This window comes from Streptomyces sp. NPDC050315 (genome assembly GCF_040655775.1).
Lineage (GTDB): Bacteria > Actinomycetota > Actinomycetes > Streptomycetales > Streptomycetaceae > Streptomyces.
This window is the reverse complement of the sequence record NZ_JBFAKN010000005.1, coordinates 355,314-374,296: the sequence shown is the minus strand read 5'-3', so window position 1 is coordinate 374,296 and position 18,983 is coordinate 355,314. Positions and strand designations below refer to the sequence as shown.

Sequence of the window (18,983 nt, the reverse complement as noted above, 5' to 3'; positions counted from 1 at the left end):
CTCACGCCTCCTTCGTCTCGATGGGGGCGGAGGTGCGCCGGCCGCGGCGCAGCGGCGGCTTCGCGCCGAGACGCGTGGGGTCCAGACCCGACCAGGGGTGGCCCGAGTGGAAGAACTTCCGCTTGGCCAGCAGCGTCATCAGCGGCTTGGTGAAGAAGAAGACCACCACGACGTCCAGCAGGGTCGTGAGGCCGAGCGTGAACGCGAAGCCCTGGACCTTGCCGACGGTGACGATGAAGAGCACGGCGGCGGCCAGGAACGACACGAAGTCGGAGACCAGGATCGTACGCCGGGCGCGCGGCCAGGCCCGCTCGACGGAGGGCCGCAGCGTACGGCCCTCGCGGATCTCGTCCCGGATGCGTTCGAAGTACACGATGAACGAGTCGGCCGTGATGCCGATCGCGACGATCGCACCGCAGACGGCCGGGAGGTTCAGCGCGAACCCTATGGCCGGGCCGAGCAGCGTCATGATCGTGTACGTCAGGGCCGCCGAGACCAGGAGGCTGGCGAGCGCGACCAGCGACAGGCCGCGGTAGTACGCGACCAGGTAGATGACGACCAGCGCGAGGCCGATGGCACCGGCGATCAGGCCCGCGGACAGCTGCTCGCCGCCGAGGGCGGCGGTGACGGTGGTCTCGTCCGCGATCTTGAAGGAGAGCGGCAGCGCACCGTAGGACAGCATGTTCGCCAGGTCCTCGGCGGTCTGCTGGGTGAAGCCGCCGGTGATCTGGGCGTTGCCGCCCGCGATCGCGCTGCTCACCTGCGGGGCCGAGACGACCTCGCCGTCCAGGGTGATCGCGAACTGGTTCTGCGGCGGGGCCTTGGTGGCGATGTCACCGGTCACGTCGGCGAACTTCTTGCCGCCGGCGGAGGTGAAGTTCATCTGGACGAGCCAGCCCTGGCCGCCCTGCTGGTCGAAGCTGGCCTTGGCGTCGTCCACGTCCGTGCCCTCGACCTTGACCGGGCCGAGCGCGTACTTCGTCTTGCCGTCGTCCTCGCAGGACACGATCGAGTCGCTGGGCTTGGCGCGCGCTGCCTGCTCGGCAGCGGCGGAACGGCTCTCCTTGGTGGAGCAGTCCAGAGCCGCGAGCTTCTTCTGCAGCGCGGCGGGGATGTCGGCACCCTGCGGCGGCTGCTGGACCGGGGGCGCGCTCGGCGAACCGGTGGGCTTGCCGGAGGGCGACGGAGCGTCGTCCTTCTTGAGCGCGTCACTGACGGCACGGCCCTGCGTGGTGGGGCTGCCGGAGGGGGTGGCCGACGCGCCGGCGCCGCCCTGCTTCTCCTTCTCGCCGCTGCCGGCCTTCGGGCTCTCGGAGGCACCCGGCGCGGGCGTCTTCGTACCGGCCGCCGCGGTCAGCACCGTACGGAAACCGAGCTGGGCAGTCGTACCGACCTGCTGGCGGGCCTGCTTCGCGTCCGTCCCCTTGGGGATGTTCACGATGATGTGGTTGGTGCCCTGGGTCTGGACCTCGGCCTCGGAGACGCCGAGACCGTTGACGCGCCGCTCGATGATGCCCGCGGCGGTCTTCATGTTGGTCTCGTTGATCGCGTTGGGCTTGCCCGGCTGGTTCTGCGCCTCCAGCGTGAAGCTCGTACCGCCCGCGAGGTCGATGCCCAGTCGAGGCGTCATGGTGCCGGAGTAGAACATCCCCCCGACCAGCGCCGCGATGACGACCAAGATCAGGACCAGGGCGCGCCCCGGCCTGCTCTGGGCCGCCGGCGACCTTCGGCCCTTGTTCGGTGCTGCCACCTTCTCGTATCTCCCTGTCCAACCGCCCGAGTCAGGTCAGTGCCGGACGGCCACGAAGTCTTGTGGGGACGTGCCCCCGCCGGAGCCTAGACGGTCCCGGAACCGCGGGCGCCGCTCCGGGTGCACCGCGGTTCCGTGAAAGCGCGCGCCTACTTCGCGTCGGCGTCGCCGTCCTTCTTGGCGTCCTTCTTGACGTCCTTCGCCTCGGCGGCCTCTTCGGCCTTCGGCTCCTCGGCCTTGGTCTCCTCGGCCTTCGGCTCGTCGGCCTTCTCGGCAGCGGCGTCCTTGCCCAGGTCGATCTTCTCGGCGACGTCACCCTTACCGGTGGTGTCGTCGTCGCCGTCGTTGACGGACGAGGCGCCGGTCAAGGAGGACACGTCGTCCGGGACGACGGAGCCCTGCTCGGCACCGTCGATGATGCGGTTGTACTCGTCGTCGGGCAGCACGGCGCCGACGGCGTTCTTCGCGTAGAGCGCGTGGACGCCCGGGGCCACCTCGAGGAGGACCGCGTCCTCGTGGATTTCCTTGACGGTGGCGTACATGCCTCCGATCGTGCGGACGCCGGTGCCGGGCTGCATTTCATTCCGCATCTGCGCTGCCGCCTGCTGCTTCTTCTTGGCGGAGCGCGTCATCAGGAACATGGCCCCGATGAGCACGATGAACGGGAGGAGAGTCATGATATTCACGGGACGGACATTCCTTCGCACGACCGCGGAGGCGCGGCCTGGTATTCGGGGGTTGATATGCCGGACCGTACGGACGGCATCGGCGGAGTCTAAGCGAGTCCGCACCAGTGGAACAACGCCCAGCATCGCACCGCAGTTCCTGACCCGGCGAGTCCCCGCGCCGTCACGTCCCGAACAGCCCCTGCTGTCCGTTTCCGCCCGTCATCTGCTGCGGCGGCACCAGCCCCATGTGCGCCCATGCGGCAGGCGTGGCGATGCGGCCACGGGGGGTGCGCGCGAGCAGCCCCTCGCGCACGAGGAACGGCTCGGCGACCTCCTCGACCGTCTCACGCTCCTCCCCCACGGCCACCGCCAGGGTCGACAGGCCCACCGGGCCGCCGCTGAACAGCTTGAGCAGCGCCGTGAGCACCGCGCGGTCCAGCCGGTCCAGGCCGCGCCCGTCGACCTCGTACACGTCCAGCGCCTGCGCCGCGATCTCGCGGGTGATCAGGCCGTCCGCCTTGACCTGGGCGTAGTCCCGTACGCGACGGAGCAGGCGGTTGGCGATACGGGGCGTACCGCGCGACCGCCCGGCGATTTCGGCGGCGCCTTCGGTCTCTATGTCGACATCGAGCAGTCCCGCCGAGCGGTGGATGACCCGCTCCAGCTCATTCGGGGCGTAGAACTCCATGTGCCCGGTGAATCCGAACCGGTCGCGCAGCGGCGGCGGCAGCAGCCCGGCCCGCGTCGTGGCCCCCACCAGCGTGAACGGCGGCAATTCCAGCGGAATTGCGGTCGCGCCCGGCCCCTTCCCCACAATCACATCGACCCGGAAATCCTCCATCGCCATATAGAGCATCTCTTCGGCGGGCCGCGACATCCGGTGAATCTCGTCCAGGAAAAGCACCTCGCCCTCCTGGAGCGAGGAGAGGATCGCGGCGAGATCGCCGGCGTGCTGGATGGCCGGGCCGGAGGTGATGCGGATCGGGGCGCCCATCTCGGCGGCGATGATCATCGAGAGCGTGGTCTTGCCCAGCCCCGGCGCGCCCGAGAGCAGTACGTGATCGGCGGTGGCCCCGCGCGCCCGCGCTGCCCGCAGTACGAGGTCCAGCTGCTCGCGCACCCGCTCCTGGCCGACGAACTCCTCCAGGTCCTTCGGGCGCAGCGCGGCCTCGACGGCCGTGTCCTCGCCGTCGGCGTCCGCGCCCACCAGCCGGTCGGCGCCGCCCGGCGGCAGGCCGGGGTCCTGTCCGTCCGCGGTGTCGGTGCTGTCGTCCCAGTTCACTGCGTACTGCCTCGCGTCGTCGGGTGGGTGGGGTGCGGGTCGTCGTAGGGGTACCCGGGCGGACGCCCGGTCAGCGGGCCCGGTTGAGGGACTGCAGGGCCGCCTTCAGGAGCTGCGCAACCTGCGGCTGCGCGCCCTCCGCCACAGCTGCCTCGGCCTGCGGGGCAACGGCGCCGACCGCCTCGTCGGCCTCCCGGGTGGCGTATCCGAGGCCGATCAGCGCGGCGTGCAGCTGATCGCGCCAGGCGGCCGTGACCGGGCTGCCGACCGCGGGCCCGGCGCTGCCGACCGGCTCGCCGAGCCGGTCCTTCAGCTCCAGCAGCAGCTTCTGCGCGCCCTTCTTGCCGATGCCGGGCACGGCCGTGAGCGCCTTCTCGTCGCCCGTGGCGACCGCGCGCCGCAGCGCGTCCGGGCTGTGCACCGCGAGCATCGCCTGCGCGAGCCGGGGCCCGACGCCGCTCGCCGTCTGCAGCAGCTCGAAGGTCTGCCGCTCGTCGTCGTCCGCGAAGCCGTACAGCGTGAGGCTGTCCTCCCGTACGACGAGGGAGGTGGCGAGCTTCGTCTGCTCGCCCATGCGCAGCCCGGACAACGTGTTGGGGGTGCACTGGACGGCCATGCCGATGCCGCCCACCTCCACGACGGCGGCATCGGGAGCCAGGGCCGCGACCGGGCCGGAGACGAAGGCGATCATGACGTGCCCTTCGGGGTGCGCTGGTTTGTACGTACGGGAGCGGGAGTCCGAGGCGTGCCGACGGGGCGCGCGGCGGACGGGGTGCGCCGGGCGGCGGCGGCCTGGGCCTGCTGGAGCCGGTTGGCCGCGTGCGCCTGCTGAAGGCGGTTCACGGCGGGCGCGCGCCAGATATGACAGATGGCGAGCGCGAGCGCGTCCGCGGCATCGGCGGGCTTCGGCGGCGCGTCCAACCGCAGCAGCCGGGTGACCATGGCCCCGACCTGCGCCTTGTCGGCGCGGCCCGAGCCGGTGACGGCGGCCTTGACCTCACTGGGGGTGTGCAGCGCGACGGGCAGCCCGCGGCGCGCTGCACACAGCATGGCGACCGCGCTGGCCTGGGCCGTGCCCATGACCGTACGGACGTTGTGCTGGCTGAACACGCGCTCCACGGCGACGTACTCGGGCCGATGTTCGTCGAGCCACTCATCGATGCCGCGCTCGATGAGGACGAGGCGGTGCGCGATATCGGCGTCGGCCGGGGTGCGGACCACGCCTACCCCCGCCATCTTGAGCGGCCGCCCGGCCACCCCTTCGACCACGCCGACCCCGCAACGCGTCAACCCCGGGTCCACACCGAGCACCTTCACGGGTGTCCCCCTCCCCTCATGCCGCGCTGTCACCACCGCCGCCGTACCGTTTCGTCCCTCCACCCCCACCACGGGGGAGCGGAGATCCCCTGCTCAGCACAGTATCGGGTGCCACTGACAACGCGAGACGGGCCGGCAGGCGTGTTCCCTGCCGGCCCGTCAAGTCAGCCGATGCCGTGGCTGTGGCCGTCGCCGTGCGTGGTGCTTACGCGTCGACCTTCGCCATGACCTCGTCCGACACGTCGAAGTTGGCGAAGACGTTCTGGACGTCGTCGCTGTCCTCCAGCGCGTCGATCAGCTTGAAGATCTTCTTCGCGCCCTCTTCGTCCAGCTCGACCTGCATCGTCGGGACGAAGTTGGTGTCGGCCGAGTCGTAGTCGATGCCGGCCTCCTGGAGCGCGGTGCGGACCGCGACCACGTCGGTGGCCTCGCTGAGCACCTCGAAGGACTCACCGAGGTCGTTGACCTCCTCGGCGCCCGCGTCCAGGACCGCGCCCAGCACGTCGTCCTCGGTCAGCTCGCCCTTGGGGACGATGACGACGCCCTTGCGGTTGAACAGGTAGGACACCGAGCCCGGGTCGGCCATCGAGCCGCCGTTGCGGGTCATGGCGACGCGCACGTCCGAGGCGGCACGGTTGCGGTTGTCGGTGAGGCACTCGATGAGCACCGCGACACCGTTCGGGCCGTAACCCTCGTACATGATCGTCTCGTAGTCGGCGCCGCCGGCCTCAAGACCGCCACCGCGCTTGACCGCGGAGTCGATGTTCTTGTTCGGGACCGACTGCTTCTTCGCCTTCTGGATGGCGTCGTACAGCGTCGGGTTGCCCTCGACGTCCACGCCGCCCATGCGGGCCGCGACCTCGATGTTCTTGATCAGCTTCGCGAAGAGCTTGCCGCGCTTGGCATCGATCACGGCCTTCTTGTGCTTCGTCGTAGCCCATTTAGAGTGGCCGGACATCCGCCTGTCTCCTTCGCGTAACCAATTTCTGAAAACGAACGCCTAGATCCTACCGGGGCCCCGGGAGCGGCGTGTCACGCGGCGTGACGCACCATGTCCACGAAGAACGCGTGGACCCGGTGATCGCCGGTGAGTTCCGGGTGGAAGGACGTGGCGAGGACGTTACCCTGCCGGACGGCCACGGTGTGACCGCCGTGCTCGGCCAGTACCTCGACCTCGGCGCCGACCGACTCGACCCAGGGCGCGCGGATGAAGACGCCCTCGACCGGTCCGCCGTCGATCCCGGCGACGTCGACCGCCGCCTCGAAGGACTCGTTCTGCCGCCCGAAGGCGTTACGGCGCACGATCATGTCGATGCCGCCGAACGTCTCCTGGTCGTCCCGGCCGTCCAGGAGCTTCTCCGCGACCATGATCATGCCCGCGCAGGTGCCGTACACCGGCTTGCCCGCCCGGATGAAGGCGCGCAGCGGCTCCAGCATGCCGAAGACGCCCGCCAGCTTGGAGATGGTCGTGGACTCGCCGCCGGGGATGACCAGGCCGTCGAGCTCGTCCAGTTCCTCGGCGCGGCGTACCGGGCGCGCCAGGGCGTCGGCGGACGCGAGCGCCGTGAGGTGCTCGCGTACGTCGCCCTGCAGCGCCAGCACGCCGATGGTGGGGGTGCTGTTGCTCATCTGTCAGTGCCTTACCAGCCGCGGTTGGCGTACCGCTCGGCCTCGGGGAGGGTGTCGCAGTTGATGCCGACCATGGCCTCGCCCAGGTCGCGGGAGGCGTCGGCGATGACCTTCGGGTCGTCGTAGAAGGTGGTGGCCTTCACGATGGCGGCGGCGCGCTTGGCCGGGTCGCCGGACTTGAAGATGCCGGAGCCGACGAAGACGCCCTCGGCGCCGAGCTGGCGCATGAGCGCGGCGTCGGCGGGGGTGGCGACGCCACCGGCGGAGAAGAGGACGACCGGCAGCTTGCCCAGCTCCGCGACCTCCTTGACCAGCTCGTACGGGGCGCGCAGCTCCTTGGCGGCGGCGAACAGCTCGTTGTTGTCGCAGCCGCGCAGCTTGGCGATCTCGCCCTTGATCTGGCGGAGGTGGCGGACGGCCTCGACGACGTTGCCGGTGCCGGCCTCGCCCTTGGAGCGGATCATGGCCGCGCCCTCGGCGATGCGGCGCAGGGCCTCACCGAGGTTGGTGGCGCCGCAGACGAAGGGGGTGGTGAAGGCCCACTTGTCGGAGTGGTTGACCTCGTCGGCCGGGGTGAGGACCTCGGACTCGTCGATGTAGTCGACGCCGAGGGACTGCAGGACCTGGGCCTCGACGAAGTGGCCGATGCGGGACTTGGCCATGACGGGGATGGAGACGGCGTTGATGATGCCGTCGATCATGTCCGGGTCGGACATCCGTGCCACGCCGCCGTCCTTGCGGATGTCCGCGGGGACGCGCTCGAGGGCCATGACCGCCACGGCACCGGCGTCCTCGGCGATCTTCGCCTCTTCCGGCGTGACGACGTCCATGATCACGCCGCCCTTGAGCTGCTCGGCCATGCCGCGCTTGACGCGGGCGGTTCCGGTCTCCGGGGACTGGGGCGTGGTGGGCGTGGTGGACACGATTGACCTCACTAAGTGCGGGTGGTTGTGCTGCTGCACCTAGAGAACCGTTTGTGTACGGCAGGTGAAAAGGGCCAATTGCAGGGCGGTGGCTCTTGGGGTGGCCTGGGCGGCCCCTCGCCTCCGTACTGGTACGGAGCTCAGGCCGCCGTGCGCTCCCCGAGGGCCGCCGGGGCCTCGTCGTCCATCTCGAAGGCCATCGGGAACGGGGCGTGGCCCGCGAGCCGGAACCAGCGTACGACGCGGTGCCGGCGGACGGCGCGGGCCGCGCGTACGGCGTCGTTGTGGAAGCGGCGGGCCATGGGGACGCGCCGCACCGCCGCGTTCAGCTCCGCGAGCGTCTGCTCGCCGCCGGGGGCCTCCCGTACGGCGTCGGTCTGCTCGGCCTCGTCGAAGACCGCGCGCAGCGCCTGGCTGAGCGCGCTCTCGGCGACCTCCCGCTGGTCCTCCTCGGCCTGCCGTGCCTCGTGGGCCGCCTGGTACAGGACGATCGAGGCGGCGGGGTCGAGGACGCCGGACGTACCGAGCTCCTGCGCTACGGAGGCGCGGCGCAGCAGCTGCGCGTCGAGCGCGGCACGGGCGGCGTCGATGCGGGCGTGCAGCCGATCCAGACGGCCGGCCGTCCAGCTCAGGTACACCCCGATGACGATGAGCGCCGCGAGGATCCAGATGAGAGTGGTCACGGGGCGTCACGTTACCCGTCCGCTGCGCTTGGCCCGGGCCGACGGGGTGCGGTGCCGTGCCCGGCAGGGTCCGTTGCCCAGTGCCGCGCCGTCGTGGCCGGTCGCGCCCACGCGGCGCAGCCGCAGATCGACACGCCCCGCGCCCCTTTATCGCCCTTCGGGCTCGTCCTCAATCGCCGGACGGGCTTGTTTTGAGCCCCCACCGCGCCCGCAGGCTCACCCTCTCGTCCGTGTCCACCGAAGCCGCCCCGTCGGTCACCGTCTCGTACACCGCCAGGATGTCAGCCCCCACCGTCGACCAGTCGAAGCGGCGTACATGGCGGCTGCCGCGCTCCCGGAGTTCGGTCAGCCGGGCCGGGTCACGGAGCAGCCGGATCGCCGAGGCGGCCAGTGCGTCCGCGTTTTCGTTCGTGAAGAGTTCGCCCGCCTCCCCCTGGTCCAGGACCTGGGCGAAGGCGTCGAGGTCGCTGGCCAGCACCGGCGCCGCCGCCGACATCGCCTCGACGAGGATGATGCCGAAGGACTCGCCGCCGGTGTTCGGGGCGACGTACAGGTCGACGCTCCGCAGCAGGCGGGCCTTGTCCTCGTCGCTCACCATGCCGAGGAACTCGACGCGGTCGCGGAACTCCGCGGGAAGGTCCGCGACGGCTTCCTTCTCGTCGCCGCGGCCGGCGACCAGGAGGCGCGCGTCGGGGACCTCGGCGAGGATCGCGGGCAGGGCCTTCATCAGGACGGGGAGGCCCTTGCGGGGCTCGTCGATGCGGCCTATGAAGCCGATGGTCCGGCCCTGCCACTCCTTCTTCGGCTCGGCGCGGGCGAAGAAGTCCACGTCGACGCCGTTGGGGATGACGACCGCGTCGCCGCCGAGGTGTTCGACGAGCGTGCGGCGGGCGTACTCGCTGACCGCGATCCGCGCGCTGATCTTCTCCAGCGCCGGCTGGAGGATCGGGTACGCGGCGATCATGGCGCGGGAGCGCGGGTTGGAGGTGTGGAAGGTCGCCACGATGGGTCCCTGCGCCGCCCAGCAGGCCAGCAGGCCGAGGGACGGGGAGGCCGGCTCGTGGATGTGGATGACCTCGAACGCGCCGTCGTGCAGCCAGCGGCGTACCCGCGCGGCGGAGAGGAAGCCGAAGTTGAGCCGGGCAACCGAACCGTTGTACGGGACGGGTACGGCACGTCCGGCGGAGACGACGTACGGCGGGAGCGGTGTCTCGTCGTCCGCCGGTGCGAGTACGGAGACCTCGTGGCCGAGCCGGATCAGATGCTCGGCGAGGTCGCGGATGTGGAACTGGACGCCGCCCGGGACGTCCCACGAGTAAGGGCAGACGATCCCGATCCTCAAGGCGTCTCCGTCTCTCGGGCGCCCGCACCGCGCGGCTCCAGGTCGGCGAGCCACAGTCGCTGCAGCATGTGCCAGTCCTCCGGGTGCTCGGCGATGCCCGAGGCGAAGGCGTCGGCCAGGGCCTGGGTCATCGCGGCGGCCTTGTCGGTGCGCGTACCGGTCTCGGGTACCTCGATCCCGGGGTGCACACGGCCCCGCATGACGGGCGTACCGTCGTACCACAAGGTGACGGGCAGCAGCACCGCGCCGGTCTGGAGCGCGAGCATGGCCGGCCCGACGGGCATCTTGGCGGCCTCGCCGAAGAACTTGACCTCCATGCCGGAGGCGGACAGGTCGCGGTCGGCGACCAGGCAGATCAGGCCGCCGGCGCGCAGTCGCCGGGCGAGTATCCCGAAGGCCGCGCCGCCGGTGTGCGGCAGCACCTCCATGCCCAGGCTCTCGCGGTAGGCGACGAACCGGTCGTAGAGCGATTCGGGTTTCAGGCGTTCGGCGACGGTGGCGAAGGGCACGCCGAGGGCGCGGGTGACCCAGACGCCCGCGAGGTCGTAGTTGCCCATGTGGGGCAGGGCGAGGATGACGCCGCGGTCGCTGTCCAGCGCGTCGGTGAGGCGGTGGACATCGGTGACGTCCACGCTCTCCGCCACCCGCTCGCGGCTCCAGGCCGGCAGGCGGAAGGATTCCATCCAGTACCGCATGTACGAGCGCATACCGGCCCGGGAGAGCCGGGCGAGGGCCTGCGGGGAGGCGTCGGGGACGACCCGCGCGAGGTTGGCCTCCAGGCGCCGTACGCCGTTGCCGCGCCGCTTCCAGACGGTGTCGGCGATGCGTTCGCCCAGCCGTACGGCGACCGGCTCGGGCAGCTTCTTGACCGTGGCCCAGCCCAGGCCGTACAGCGCGTCGGTCAGTTTCCCGGTGTCCAGCCTGTTGAGGCCGGGCAGTTTGCCGAGCTTCATGCGCTCTCTCCCCCCACGGCGTCCGCCTCGGCGGACTCCCGGCGTACGGTGACCACCCGCTGGCCCAGGGTGACCGCGCTGCCGATGGCCACGATCCACAGGGCGATCGGCAGCAGGTTCTCGATCCAGGGCACGCCGAACTTGTGCAGGCCGGAGAAGCCGCAGGCCACCAGGGAGATCACCAGGCGCTCGGCGCGCTCGATCAGGCCGTTGACGTTTACCGGGAGGCCGATGCTCTCGCCGCGCGCCTTGGTGTACGACACGACCTGGCCGGAGGCGAGGCAGAAGATCGTCACCGCGCAGAGCAGCAGGTCGTCGCCGCGGCCCGCGTACCAGAGGGCGAGGCCGCCGAAGATCGCGGCGTCGGCGACCCGGTCGAGGGTGGAGTCCAGGAAGGCGCCCCAGCGGCTGGAGCGGCCCAGTTGCCGTGCCATGTTGCCGTCGACCAGGTCCGAGAAGACGAACAGGGTGATGACGACGGTGCCCCAGAAGAACTCGCCCAGCGGGTAGAAGACCAGCGCGCCGGCGACCACTCCGGCGGTACCGAGGACGGTGACCACGTCGGGGCTGATGCCGAGGCGGATGAGCAGGGCGGCGAACGGCGTGAGAACACGCGTGAAGAACGCACGCGCGTACTTGTTCAGCATGGCCTTCCCGGAGGTTGTGTGCGGGCCGCGCGGTCAGTGGGGCCACCGGCTGGCCCATCGTAGCCAGGCGTCCTCGGCGCTTTGCGAACGCACCACGGTTCACGACCGCCCCCGCGGCGCGCCGGAGCCTCCCCGCCCCCGCCAGGACTTGCCCCGCATGATCCCCGGTCACCCCCAAGATCCCTTATCGTCCCTTGTGCGATGTATGGACGCACCATGACCTCGGTGGAAAGCTCGGAACACCGCAGAGTGTCGACCTGGAGGCAGAACATGGGTGACAAGACGAGCACACATCCAGGAGCCGCCGGCAGGGCAGCGGCGGTCGACCACCCCTCCTCCGTACGGAATGTGGTGCTGGTCGGCCACAGCGGATCGGGGAAGACCACCCTGGTCGAAGCCCTCGCGCTCGCGTCGGGCGCGGTCAACAGGGCGGGCCGGGTGGAGGACGGCGGCTGCCTCTCCGACTACGACGAGATCGAGCACCGGCAGCAACGCTCCGTACAGCTATCCCTGGTCCCGGTCGAATGGGACGGGATCAAAATCAATCTACTGGACACCCCCGGATACGCCGATTTCGTCGGGGAGCTGAGGGCCGGTCTGCGGGCAGCGGACGCGGCCCTTTTCGTTGTCTCGGCGGCGGACGGCGTGGACGGCGCCACCCAAATGGTCTGGGACGAGTGCGCGGCCGTAGGGATGCCCCGCGCCATAGTGATCACCCACCTCGAAGCGGCCCGCGCCGACTTCGACGGCATGACCGAGACCTGCCGCAGCGCCTTCGGGGGCGAGGACCCCGACGCCGTGCTGCCGCTGTACCTCCCGCTGTACGGCGAGGCCGGCGCCGACGGCCACGCCCCCGTGCACGGCCTGATCGGCCTGCTCTCCCAGCGGGTGTACGACTACTCCGGCGGCGCCCGTAAGGAGCGCGACCCGGAGTCCGGCGAGCTGCCCCTCATCGAGGAGGCCCGCAACCGCCTCATCGAGGGGATCATCGCCGAGAGCGAGGACGAGTCCCTGATGGACCGCTACCTCGGCGGCGAGGACATCGACATCAAGACCCTCATCGGCGACCTGGAGACCGCCGTCGCACGCGGCAGCTTCCACCCCGTACTGGCCGCGGCGCCCGCCGCCGACGGCAGCAAGGAGGGCCTGGGCACCATCGAACTGCTGGAGCTGATCACCGGGGGCTTCCCCGCACCCGCCGAGCGCGAGGTCCCGCCGGTCACCACCCCCGACGGCAAGCCCCGCCCCGCCCTCACCTGCGACCCCGCCGGGCCGCTGGCCGCCGAGGTCGTCAAGACCTCCTCCGACCCGTACGTCGGCCGGCTGTCCCTCGTACGGGTCTTCTCCGGCACCCTGCACCCCGACGAGACGGTGCACGTCTCCGGGCACGGGCTGGCCGACCGCGGCCACGAGGACCACGACGTCGACGAACGCATCGGCGCCCTGTCGGCGCCCTTCGGCAAGCAGCAGCGCACGGTCACCAAGGTCGTCGCCGGCGACCTGGCCTGCGTCGCCAAGCTCTCCCGCGCCGAGACCGGCGACACCCTCTCCGCCAAGGACGCGCCGCTGCTGATGGCGCCCTGGGACATGCCCGACCCGCTGCTCCCTGTCGCCATCCAGGCGCACAGCAAGGCCGACGAGGACAAGCTCTCCCAGGGCCTCGCGCGGCTCGTCGCCGAGGACCCCACGATGCGCCTGGAGCAGAACCCCGACACCCACCAGGTCGTCCTGTGGTGCCTGGGCGAGGCACACGTCGACGTGGCGCTGGAGCGGCTGCGCGCCCGGTACGGAGTCCAGGTCGACGCCGTACCGCACAAGGTCTCGCTGCGCGAGACGTTCGGCGCGAAGGCCGCCGGGCGCGGCCGGCACGTCAAGCAGTCGGGCGGCCACGGCCAGTACGCGATCTGCGAGATCGAGGTCGAGCCGCTCCCCGGCGGCAGCGGCATCGAATTCGTCGACAAGGTCGTCGGCGGCGCCGTGCCCCGGCAGTTCATCCCGTCCGTGGAGAAGGGCGTACGGGCCCAGGCGGCGCGCGGGGTCGCGGCCGGGTACCCGCTCGTCGACATCCGGGTGACCCTCCTCGACGGCAAGGCGCACTCCGTCGACTCCTCCGACGCCGCGTTCCAGACCGCGGGCGCACTCGCCCTGCGCGAAGCCGCCGCCGACGCCCGGATCGACCTCCTGGAACCGGTCGCCGAGGTCACCGTCCTGATCCCCGACGACTTCGTGGGCCCGGTGATGAGCGATCTCTCCGGGCGGCGCGGCCGGGTCGTGGGCACCGAACAGTCCGGTGCGGGCCGGACGTTGGTGCGCGCCGAGGTCCCGGAGATCGAAATCGGCCGCTACGCCGTCGATCTCCGGTCACTTTCGCACGGCACCGGTCGCTTCCATCGCAGTTACGCACGGCACGAACCGATGCCGCCGCAGCTCGCCACCAAGATCCGCGAAGACCGCGAAAAGCCGGAGAACGGCGGCTAGTACACCTCCCGACGAGCAGCGGAACGGCCGGCGTACGGCCCGGGGACAGGTCTCAACTCCCTTGGGCGGTACGCCGGCTGTATGTCGGCTGTACGCTGAGGACGCAGCTCAGAGGTGTGCCGGAGGCGGCCGGTGGGAAGGGCGCCTAGGGGCGTTCTCCGGGGCAGGCCCCACGGCAGGGGCACGCCCCACAGCAGGGGCAGACGGCGGCGAGGGGGCCTTGGTGACGACGATTGACGGGTTCGACTTCAGTCCGGGAGCGCAGGTCCCGATTGCCGGCGGCGCGGGCCAGACCGCCGCGACCCAGGCGCTGGCCTCGGCCGCGTACCGGGACTGCAAGCTCTCCGAGATCTCCAAAGCCGACTCCGACACCGCCAAGTCGGACATCAAGAAGCCCCGGCTCTCGCTGTTCGAGCCCAATCTCGGCGAGGCGTTCTCCCGCGCCGTGCAGGTCCGGCTGCTCGGCGGCGGCCGCAAGGCGCTCATCCAGTCCTTCGGCACCGAGCCGCAGACCGTCGTGGAGCACTGCCTCGCCGCCAACCGTATCCGCAAGGAGCGGGACACGAAACTGACGATCCTCATGGTCGTCTTCGGCGTGCTCTTCCTGCCCGGCGTCCTCCTCTGGTTCGGCGGCTTCCAGCTGAAGAAGATCCTGGACAAGGCCACCAGCAAGGGGAAGAGCGCGCTGGGCACGGCGCTGCTCGTGGCGCTCTGCGGCATCGGCCTGATCTTCCTGCTCAAGCTCCCGTTCGACAGCTTCTGGACGGTCTACCTTCGCCTGATGCTCATCGCCCCGGTCATAGGCTGGTGGTGGGCCAAGCGGATCTGCGAGCGCACCGCCACCGACATGCGCGGCGCGTGGAAGAGCCTCCTCGAAGGCGGCGGCGTCGGCGCCAGGATCCCCGAAGCCGTGCCCCAGGACCCGAACGAGACCGCCGCCGAACGCCTCCGCCAGAACCTCGCCAAGCTCACCGCCGAGCAGGCCAGCAACGTCGTCTTCTACGCCGGCCCCAAGGGCATACTCGGCATGGGCACCCGCTGGGGCAGCTGGCAGCTCGCCGAGGAGCTGCGCCCCGCGGACCCGGACGGCGAGATCCACCCCTTCCGCAGCTGGGACGTCATCCGCGTCATCCACGACCGGCTCAAGCTCCTGGAGCGCAGCCCGCTGCACACCGGCGGCTTCGGCCAGCCCCCCTCCGTACGCCACTGGATCGTCTCCCCCATCGGCGAGAACGCCGACAGCGTCGCCCGCCCCGAAGGCACCGACACCGACGCCTTCCAGATCCGCCCGCACGAGATAGAGCGGATCTGCAACGAGCAGCAGTTCGGCAGCGGCAACCGCCACTATCTGGGCGTGCAGTTCGTCCTCTGGGACGGCCAGCTCGTCCTCACTCTGATGATCACCGTGACCGTGCTGCACGAGACGCTGCGCATCGAGGTCACCGGCCACGCCCTCGGCCCGGTCAACGGCCTGTTCACGACGAAGCCCAGCCCCAAGACCGTCACGGTCAACAAGACGGTCAAGTTCTGGGAGACCAGGACCCGCGAACTGCCCCTCATCGACGCCGAAGAGGTCGTCCGACTCGCCGCCCGCGCCCCCCTGACCTGGTTCCCGCCGGTCCTGGACTTCCTCGGCGGCAAGCTCGCCCTGCCCGAGCCCTTCGGCCTGCGCCACGCCTGGGCCGACAAGCCCTGGCGGCACCGCTTCATGGCGGACGACGCGCTGCGCGCCGCCACGCCCGTGCTGCGCGTGGTGCACTCCGCCGCGATGAGCGTCCTGAAGGAGAACGGCGTGGACACCGAGCGCTTCGACAACCGCTCGCTGGCCCTCAGCGGCGCGGTCCAGGACGCGGCGCCGAAGAAGGCGGACGTGTACGACGCGTAACCGCTGCGCGCGGCAGATGCGCCCGGGGCCCGTACGGAATTCCGTACGGGCCCCGGGCGCATCCAGGCGCAATACCCGCCGTTACACCGTCGGCCAGGCGTCCGCCAGCATCGCGCGGGTGTCCGCCAGCAGCTGCGGCAGCACCTTGGTGTGCGCCGTCACGGGCATGAAGTTCGTGTCGCCGCCCCAGCGGGGGACGACGTGCTGGTGCAGGTGGGCGGCGATGCCGGCGCCGGCGACCCCGCCCTGGTTCATGCCGATGTTGAAGCCGTGCGCGCCGGACGCCGCGCGCAGCGCCGCCATCGCCTGCTTCGTGAGCTTCGCCAGCTCCGCCGTCTCGGCCTCGTCCAGCTCGGTGTAGTCGGCGACGTGCCGGTAGGGCACCACCATGAGGTGCCCGCCGTTGTACGGGTACAGGTTGAGCACCGCGTACACGTGCTCGCCGCGGGCGACGACGAGGCCGTCCTCGTCCGACTTCGCCGGGATCGTGCAGAACGGACAGCCGTCGTCGGCCCCCGGGCCCGTGGGCTTGTTCTCACCCTGGATGTAGGCCATCCGGTGCGGCGTCCACAGTCGCTGAAAGGCGTCCTGTGTCCCGACTCCGATCTGCTGCTCCGGCTCAGTCGTCATGAAACGCAGCATATTCCCTGGTACGCGCGCGGTGAGGGGCGGCCCTGTGGACCGCCCCTCGAAACCTCGCGTCGTGCCCCGGATCAGACCTGGGCGCGCTCCTCGACCGCCTTGAGGATCTTGGCGATCGCCTCGTCCTTCGGGATGCCGTTCTCCTGCGAGCCGTCGCGGTACCGGAAGGAGACCGCGCCCTTCTCGACGTCCTCGTCACCCGCGATGATCATGTACGGGACCTTGGACTTCTGGGCGTTACGGATCTTCTTCTGCATGCGGTCCGAGGACGAGTCGACCTCGATGCGCAGGCCCTGCTTCTTGGCCTCCGCGGCGAAGTCCTCCAGGTACGGGACGTGCGCGTCGCCGATCGGGATGCCGGTGGCCTGGACGGGGGCCAGCCAGACCGGGAAGGCGCCGGCGTAGTGCTCCAGGAGCACACCGAAGAACCGCTCGATCGAGCCGAACAGGGCCCGGTGCAGCATGACGGGCTGCTGCTTGGAGCCGTCCGCCGCGGTGTACTCCAGGCCGAACCGCTTGGGCTGGTTGAAGTCGACCTGCAGGGTCGACATCTGCCAGGAGCGGCCGATCGCGTCCTTCGCCTGGACCGAGATCTTCGGGCCGTAGTACGCGGCGCCGCCCGGGTCCGGGACCAGCGGCAGCCCCTGCTTCTCGGCCGCCTGGCGGAGCGCCTCGGTGGCCTCCTCCCAGTCCTCGTCCGAGCCGATGAACTTGTCCGACTCGGGGTCGCGGGTGGACAGCTCCAGCTCGAACTCGGTCAGGCCGTAGTCGCGCAGCAGGTCGAGCACGAAGGTCAGGAGCGTGTCCAGCTCCTCCGGCATCTGCTCCTTGGTGCAGTAGATGTGCGCATCGTCCTGGGTGAAGCCGCGCGAGCGGGTCAGGCCGTGCACCACGCCCGACTTCTCGTACCGGTACACCGTGCCGAACTCGAAGGCGCGCAGGGGCAGTTCACGGTAGGACCGGCCGCGCGACTTGAAGATCAGGTTGTGCATCGGGCAGTTCATCGCCTTGAGGCGGTAGTTCTGCCCGTCGAACTCGATCGGCGGGAACATGCCCTCCGCGTAGTGCGGGAGGTGCCCCGAGGTCTCGAAGAGCTGCTCCTTCGAGATGTGCGGGGTGTTCACGAACTCGTAGCCCGCGTCCTCGTGCCGCTTGCGGGAGTAGTCCTCCATCACCTTGCGGATGACGCCGCCCTTGGGGTGGAAGACCGCGAGGCCGGGGCCCAGCTCGTCCGGGAAGGAGAACAGATCCAGCTCCGCACCCAGCTTGCGGTGATCGCGCTTCTCCGCCTCCGCCAGGAACTCCAGGTACGCCTTCAGCTCGTCCTTGGTCGGCCAGGCGGTGCCGTAGATGCGCTGGAGCTGCTTGTTCTTCTCGCTGCCGCGCCAGTACGCCGCGGCGGAGCGCATCAGCTTGAACGCCGGGATGTTCCGGGTGGTGGGCAGGTGCGGGCCTCGGCAGAGGTCCTTCCAGCACAGGTCACCGGTCTTGGCGTCGAGGTTGTCGTAGATGGTCAGCTCGCCGCCGCCCACCTCGGCGTCCGCGCCCTCGGCGGCCTCCGCGGCGTTGCCCTTGAGGCCGATGAGCTCCAGCTTGTACGGCTCGTCGGCGAGCTCGACGCGGGCGTCCTCGTCGGTGGTGACCCGGCGCGCGAACTTCTGCCCGCGCTTCTGGATCTCCTGCATCTTCTTCTCGATGCGCTTGAGGTCGTCCGGGTGGAACGGCTTCTCGACGTCGAAGTCGTAGTAGAAGCCGTCCTTGATGGGCGGGCCGATGCCGAGCTTGGCCTCCGGGAACAGCTCCTGAACGGCCTGCGCCATCACGTGCGCGGTGGAGTGCCGCAGGATGTTCAGGCCGTCCTCGGAGGTGATCTCCACGGGCTCGACGGTCTCGCCGTCGGCGACCTCGTACGCGAGGTCCTTGAGCTCTCCGGCCACCCGCGCGGCGACGATGCTGCGCTCGCCCTGGAAGAGGTCGGCGGCCGTAGTGCCCGTGGTCACCACGCGTTCTTCCCGCTCGGAATCGCGTTGGATGGTCACACGGACGTCTGACACCGGTCTCTCCTGACGTATGTCTGCTGGGCGGCAGCGATCGCTGCGCTCCCCGAATCGTACCGAGCCACGGGCCCGCCTCGCGAAACGGTTGTTTGCCGGGACCCGATCCGGGCATTTCCGGGCGTGCCGGGCCCCGCGCCCGTACTGTCGCGTCATGACCATCGACTGGAACGACCAGCTGTCCGAGCAGCTCGACTTTCACTGGCGCCATCAGCTGCGCGAGCGGCTGTCCGGGCTGAGCGACGAGGAGTACTTCTGGGAGCCCGCGCCGGGCGCCTGGAACGTACGGCCCCGGGGGACGAGCAGCGCGCCCATCGCCGCGGGGTCCGGCGACTTCACGGTCGACTTCGCCTTCCCCGAGCCGGTGCCGCCGCCGGTGACGACCATCGCCTGGCGGCTGGCCCACATCATCGTCGGGGTGCTCGGCGCGCGCGTGGCGAGCCACTTCGGCGGCCCGAAGACGGACTACGAGAGCTTCGCGTACGCGGGCACGGCCCGGGAAGCGCTGGAGCAGCTGGACGAGGTGTACGCCGGGTGGCAGACGGGCGTGCGGGGGCTCAGTGAGGAAGACCTGGCGCGGCCCTGCGGTCCGGCCGAGGGGCCGTACGGCGAGTACCCGATGGCCACGCTCGTGCTGCACATCAACCGCGAGGTCATCCACCACGGCGCGGAGATCGCGCTGCTGCGTGATCTGTACGCGCACCGCTGACTCGCGGCGGCGCTGCGGCGC

General features: G+C 70.6%; 17 protein-coding genes. 3 read left to right on the top strand and 14 right to left on the bottom strand.

The annotated features are described in order from the left end of the window. Window position 1 precedes the first annotated feature (1 nt). The 12 genes from secD to pgsA all read right to left on the bottom strand — a co-directional run bounded on the left by secD (window position 2) and on the right by pgsA (window position 11,194). Window positions 2-1,750 (bottom strand): protein translocase subunit SecD, encoded by a 1,749-nt coding sequence (gene secD / locus AB0I82_RS20600; protein ID WP_363258749.1) that lies wholly within the window; start codon window positions 1,748-1,750, stop codon window positions 2-4. Window positions 1,751-1,899: 149 nt separating this feature from the next. Further along, entirely contained in the window at window positions 1,900-2,436 is a 537-nt protein-coding gene (gene yajC / locus AB0I82_RS20595) for a preprotein translocase subunit YajC (RefSeq protein WP_363258748.1), read from the bottom strand. A 163-nt stretch (window positions 2,437-2,599) separates the two neighbouring features. Further along, the gene (gene ruvB / locus AB0I82_RS20590; protein ID WP_363259074.1) at window positions 2,600-3,652 is read right to left on the bottom strand and encodes a Holliday junction branch migration DNA helicase RuvB; all 1,053 of its coding nucleotides are present in this window, start codon (window positions 3,650-3,652) and stop codon (window positions 2,600-2,602) included. A gap of 118 nt (window positions 3,653-3,770) precedes the next feature. Continuing rightward, the gene (ruvA, locus tag AB0I82_RS20585) at window positions 3,771-4,391 is read right to left on the bottom strand and encodes a Holliday junction branch migration protein RuvA (protein ID WP_363258747.1); all 621 of its coding nucleotides are present in this window, start codon (window positions 4,389-4,391) and stop codon (window positions 3,771-3,773) included. Further along, window positions 4,388-5,017: a crossover junction endodeoxyribonuclease RuvC gene (ruvC, locus tag AB0I82_RS20580; RefSeq protein WP_363258746.1), complete on the bottom strand. Its 630-nt coding sequence runs from the start codon at window positions 5,015-5,017 to the stop codon at window positions 4,388-4,390. Before ruvC ends, ruvA begins: the two co-directional genes overlap by 4 nt. Window positions 5,018-5,222: 205 nt before the next feature. Then, window positions 5,223-5,975: a YebC/PmpR family DNA-binding transcriptional regulator gene (locus AB0I82_RS20575; RefSeq protein WP_363258745.1), complete on the bottom strand. Its 753-nt coding sequence runs from the start codon at window positions 5,973-5,975 to the stop codon at window positions 5,223-5,225. 74 nt (window positions 5,976-6,049) lie between these two features. Continuing rightward, the gene (gene pdxT, locus AB0I82_RS20570; RefSeq protein WP_363258744.1) at window positions 6,050-6,646 is read right to left on the bottom strand and encodes a pyridoxal 5'-phosphate synthase glutaminase subunit PdxT; all 597 of its coding nucleotides are present in this window, start codon (window positions 6,644-6,646) and stop codon (window positions 6,050-6,052) included. A gap of 11 nt (window positions 6,647-6,657) precedes the next feature. Then, window positions 6,658-7,569 (bottom strand): pyridoxal 5'-phosphate synthase lyase subunit PdxS, encoded by a 912-nt coding sequence (pdxS, locus tag AB0I82_RS20565; RefSeq protein WP_030251686.1) that lies wholly within the window; start codon window positions 7,567-7,569, stop codon window positions 6,658-6,660. Window positions 7,570-7,709: 140 nt separating this feature from the next. Beyond that, the gene (locus tag AB0I82_RS20560; protein ID WP_363258743.1) at window positions 7,710-8,252 is read right to left on the bottom strand and encodes a hypothetical protein; all 543 of its coding nucleotides are present in this window, start codon (window positions 8,250-8,252) and stop codon (window positions 7,710-7,712) included. Between the two features lie 169 nt (window positions 8,253-8,421). Continuing rightward, window positions 8,422-9,594 (bottom strand): glycosyltransferase family 4 protein, encoded by a 1,173-nt coding sequence (locus tag AB0I82_RS20555; RefSeq protein ID WP_363258742.1) that lies wholly within the window; start codon window positions 9,592-9,594, stop codon window positions 8,422-8,424. After that, window positions 9,591-10,547 (bottom strand): phosphatidylinositol mannoside acyltransferase, encoded by a 957-nt coding sequence (locus tag AB0I82_RS20550; RefSeq protein WP_363258741.1) that lies wholly within the window; start codon window positions 10,545-10,547, stop codon window positions 9,591-9,593. The genes AB0I82_RS20555 and AB0I82_RS20550 overlap by 4 nt, the downstream gene beginning before the upstream one ends. Next, window positions 10,544-11,194, bottom strand: coding sequence for a phosphatidylinositol phosphate synthase (gene pgsA, locus AB0I82_RS20545; RefSeq protein WP_363258740.1), 651 nt, complete (start codon window positions 11,192-11,194; stop codon window positions 10,544-10,546). The genes AB0I82_RS20550 and pgsA overlap by 4 nt, the downstream gene beginning before the upstream one ends. Window positions 11,195-11,464: 270 nt before the next feature. On the opposite strand from pgsA, the gene AB0I82_RS20540 reads away from it, so the two are divergent. Both AB0I82_RS20540 and AB0I82_RS20535 read left to right on the top strand, forming a co-directional pair. Beyond that, entirely contained in the window at window positions 11,465-13,672 is a 2,208-nt protein-coding gene (locus AB0I82_RS20540; protein ID WP_363258739.1) for an elongation factor G-like protein EF-G2, read from the top strand. Window positions 13,673-13,895: 223 nt separating this feature from the next. Then, entirely contained in the window at window positions 13,896-15,557 is a 1,662-nt protein-coding gene (locus AB0I82_RS20535; protein ID WP_363258738.1) for a hypothetical protein, read from the top strand. 81 nt (window positions 15,558-15,638) lie between these two features. Here AB0I82_RS20535 and AB0I82_RS20530 read toward each other — a convergent pair whose 3' ends face one another. Beyond that, window positions 15,639-16,199 carry an HIT domain-containing protein gene (locus tag AB0I82_RS20530; protein ID WP_363258737.1) on the bottom strand — a complete coding sequence of 187 codons (561 nt, stop codon included), beginning with the start codon at window positions 16,197-16,199 and terminating at the stop codon, window positions 15,639-15,641. A 71-nt stretch (window positions 16,200-16,270) separates the two neighbouring features. Beyond that, entirely contained in the window at window positions 16,271-18,253 is a 1,983-nt protein-coding gene (thrS, locus tag AB0I82_RS20525) for a threonine--tRNA ligase (protein WP_363258736.1), read from the bottom strand. A gap of 154 nt (window positions 18,254-18,407) precedes the next feature. On the opposite strand from thrS, the gene AB0I82_RS20520 reads away from it, so the two are divergent. Continuing rightward, a complete protein-coding gene (locus tag AB0I82_RS20520; RefSeq protein ID WP_363258735.1) occupies window positions 18,408-18,962 on the top strand; it encodes a DinB family protein in 555 nt (184 codons plus the stop codon). Window positions 18,963-18,983: the final 21 nt, after the last annotated feature.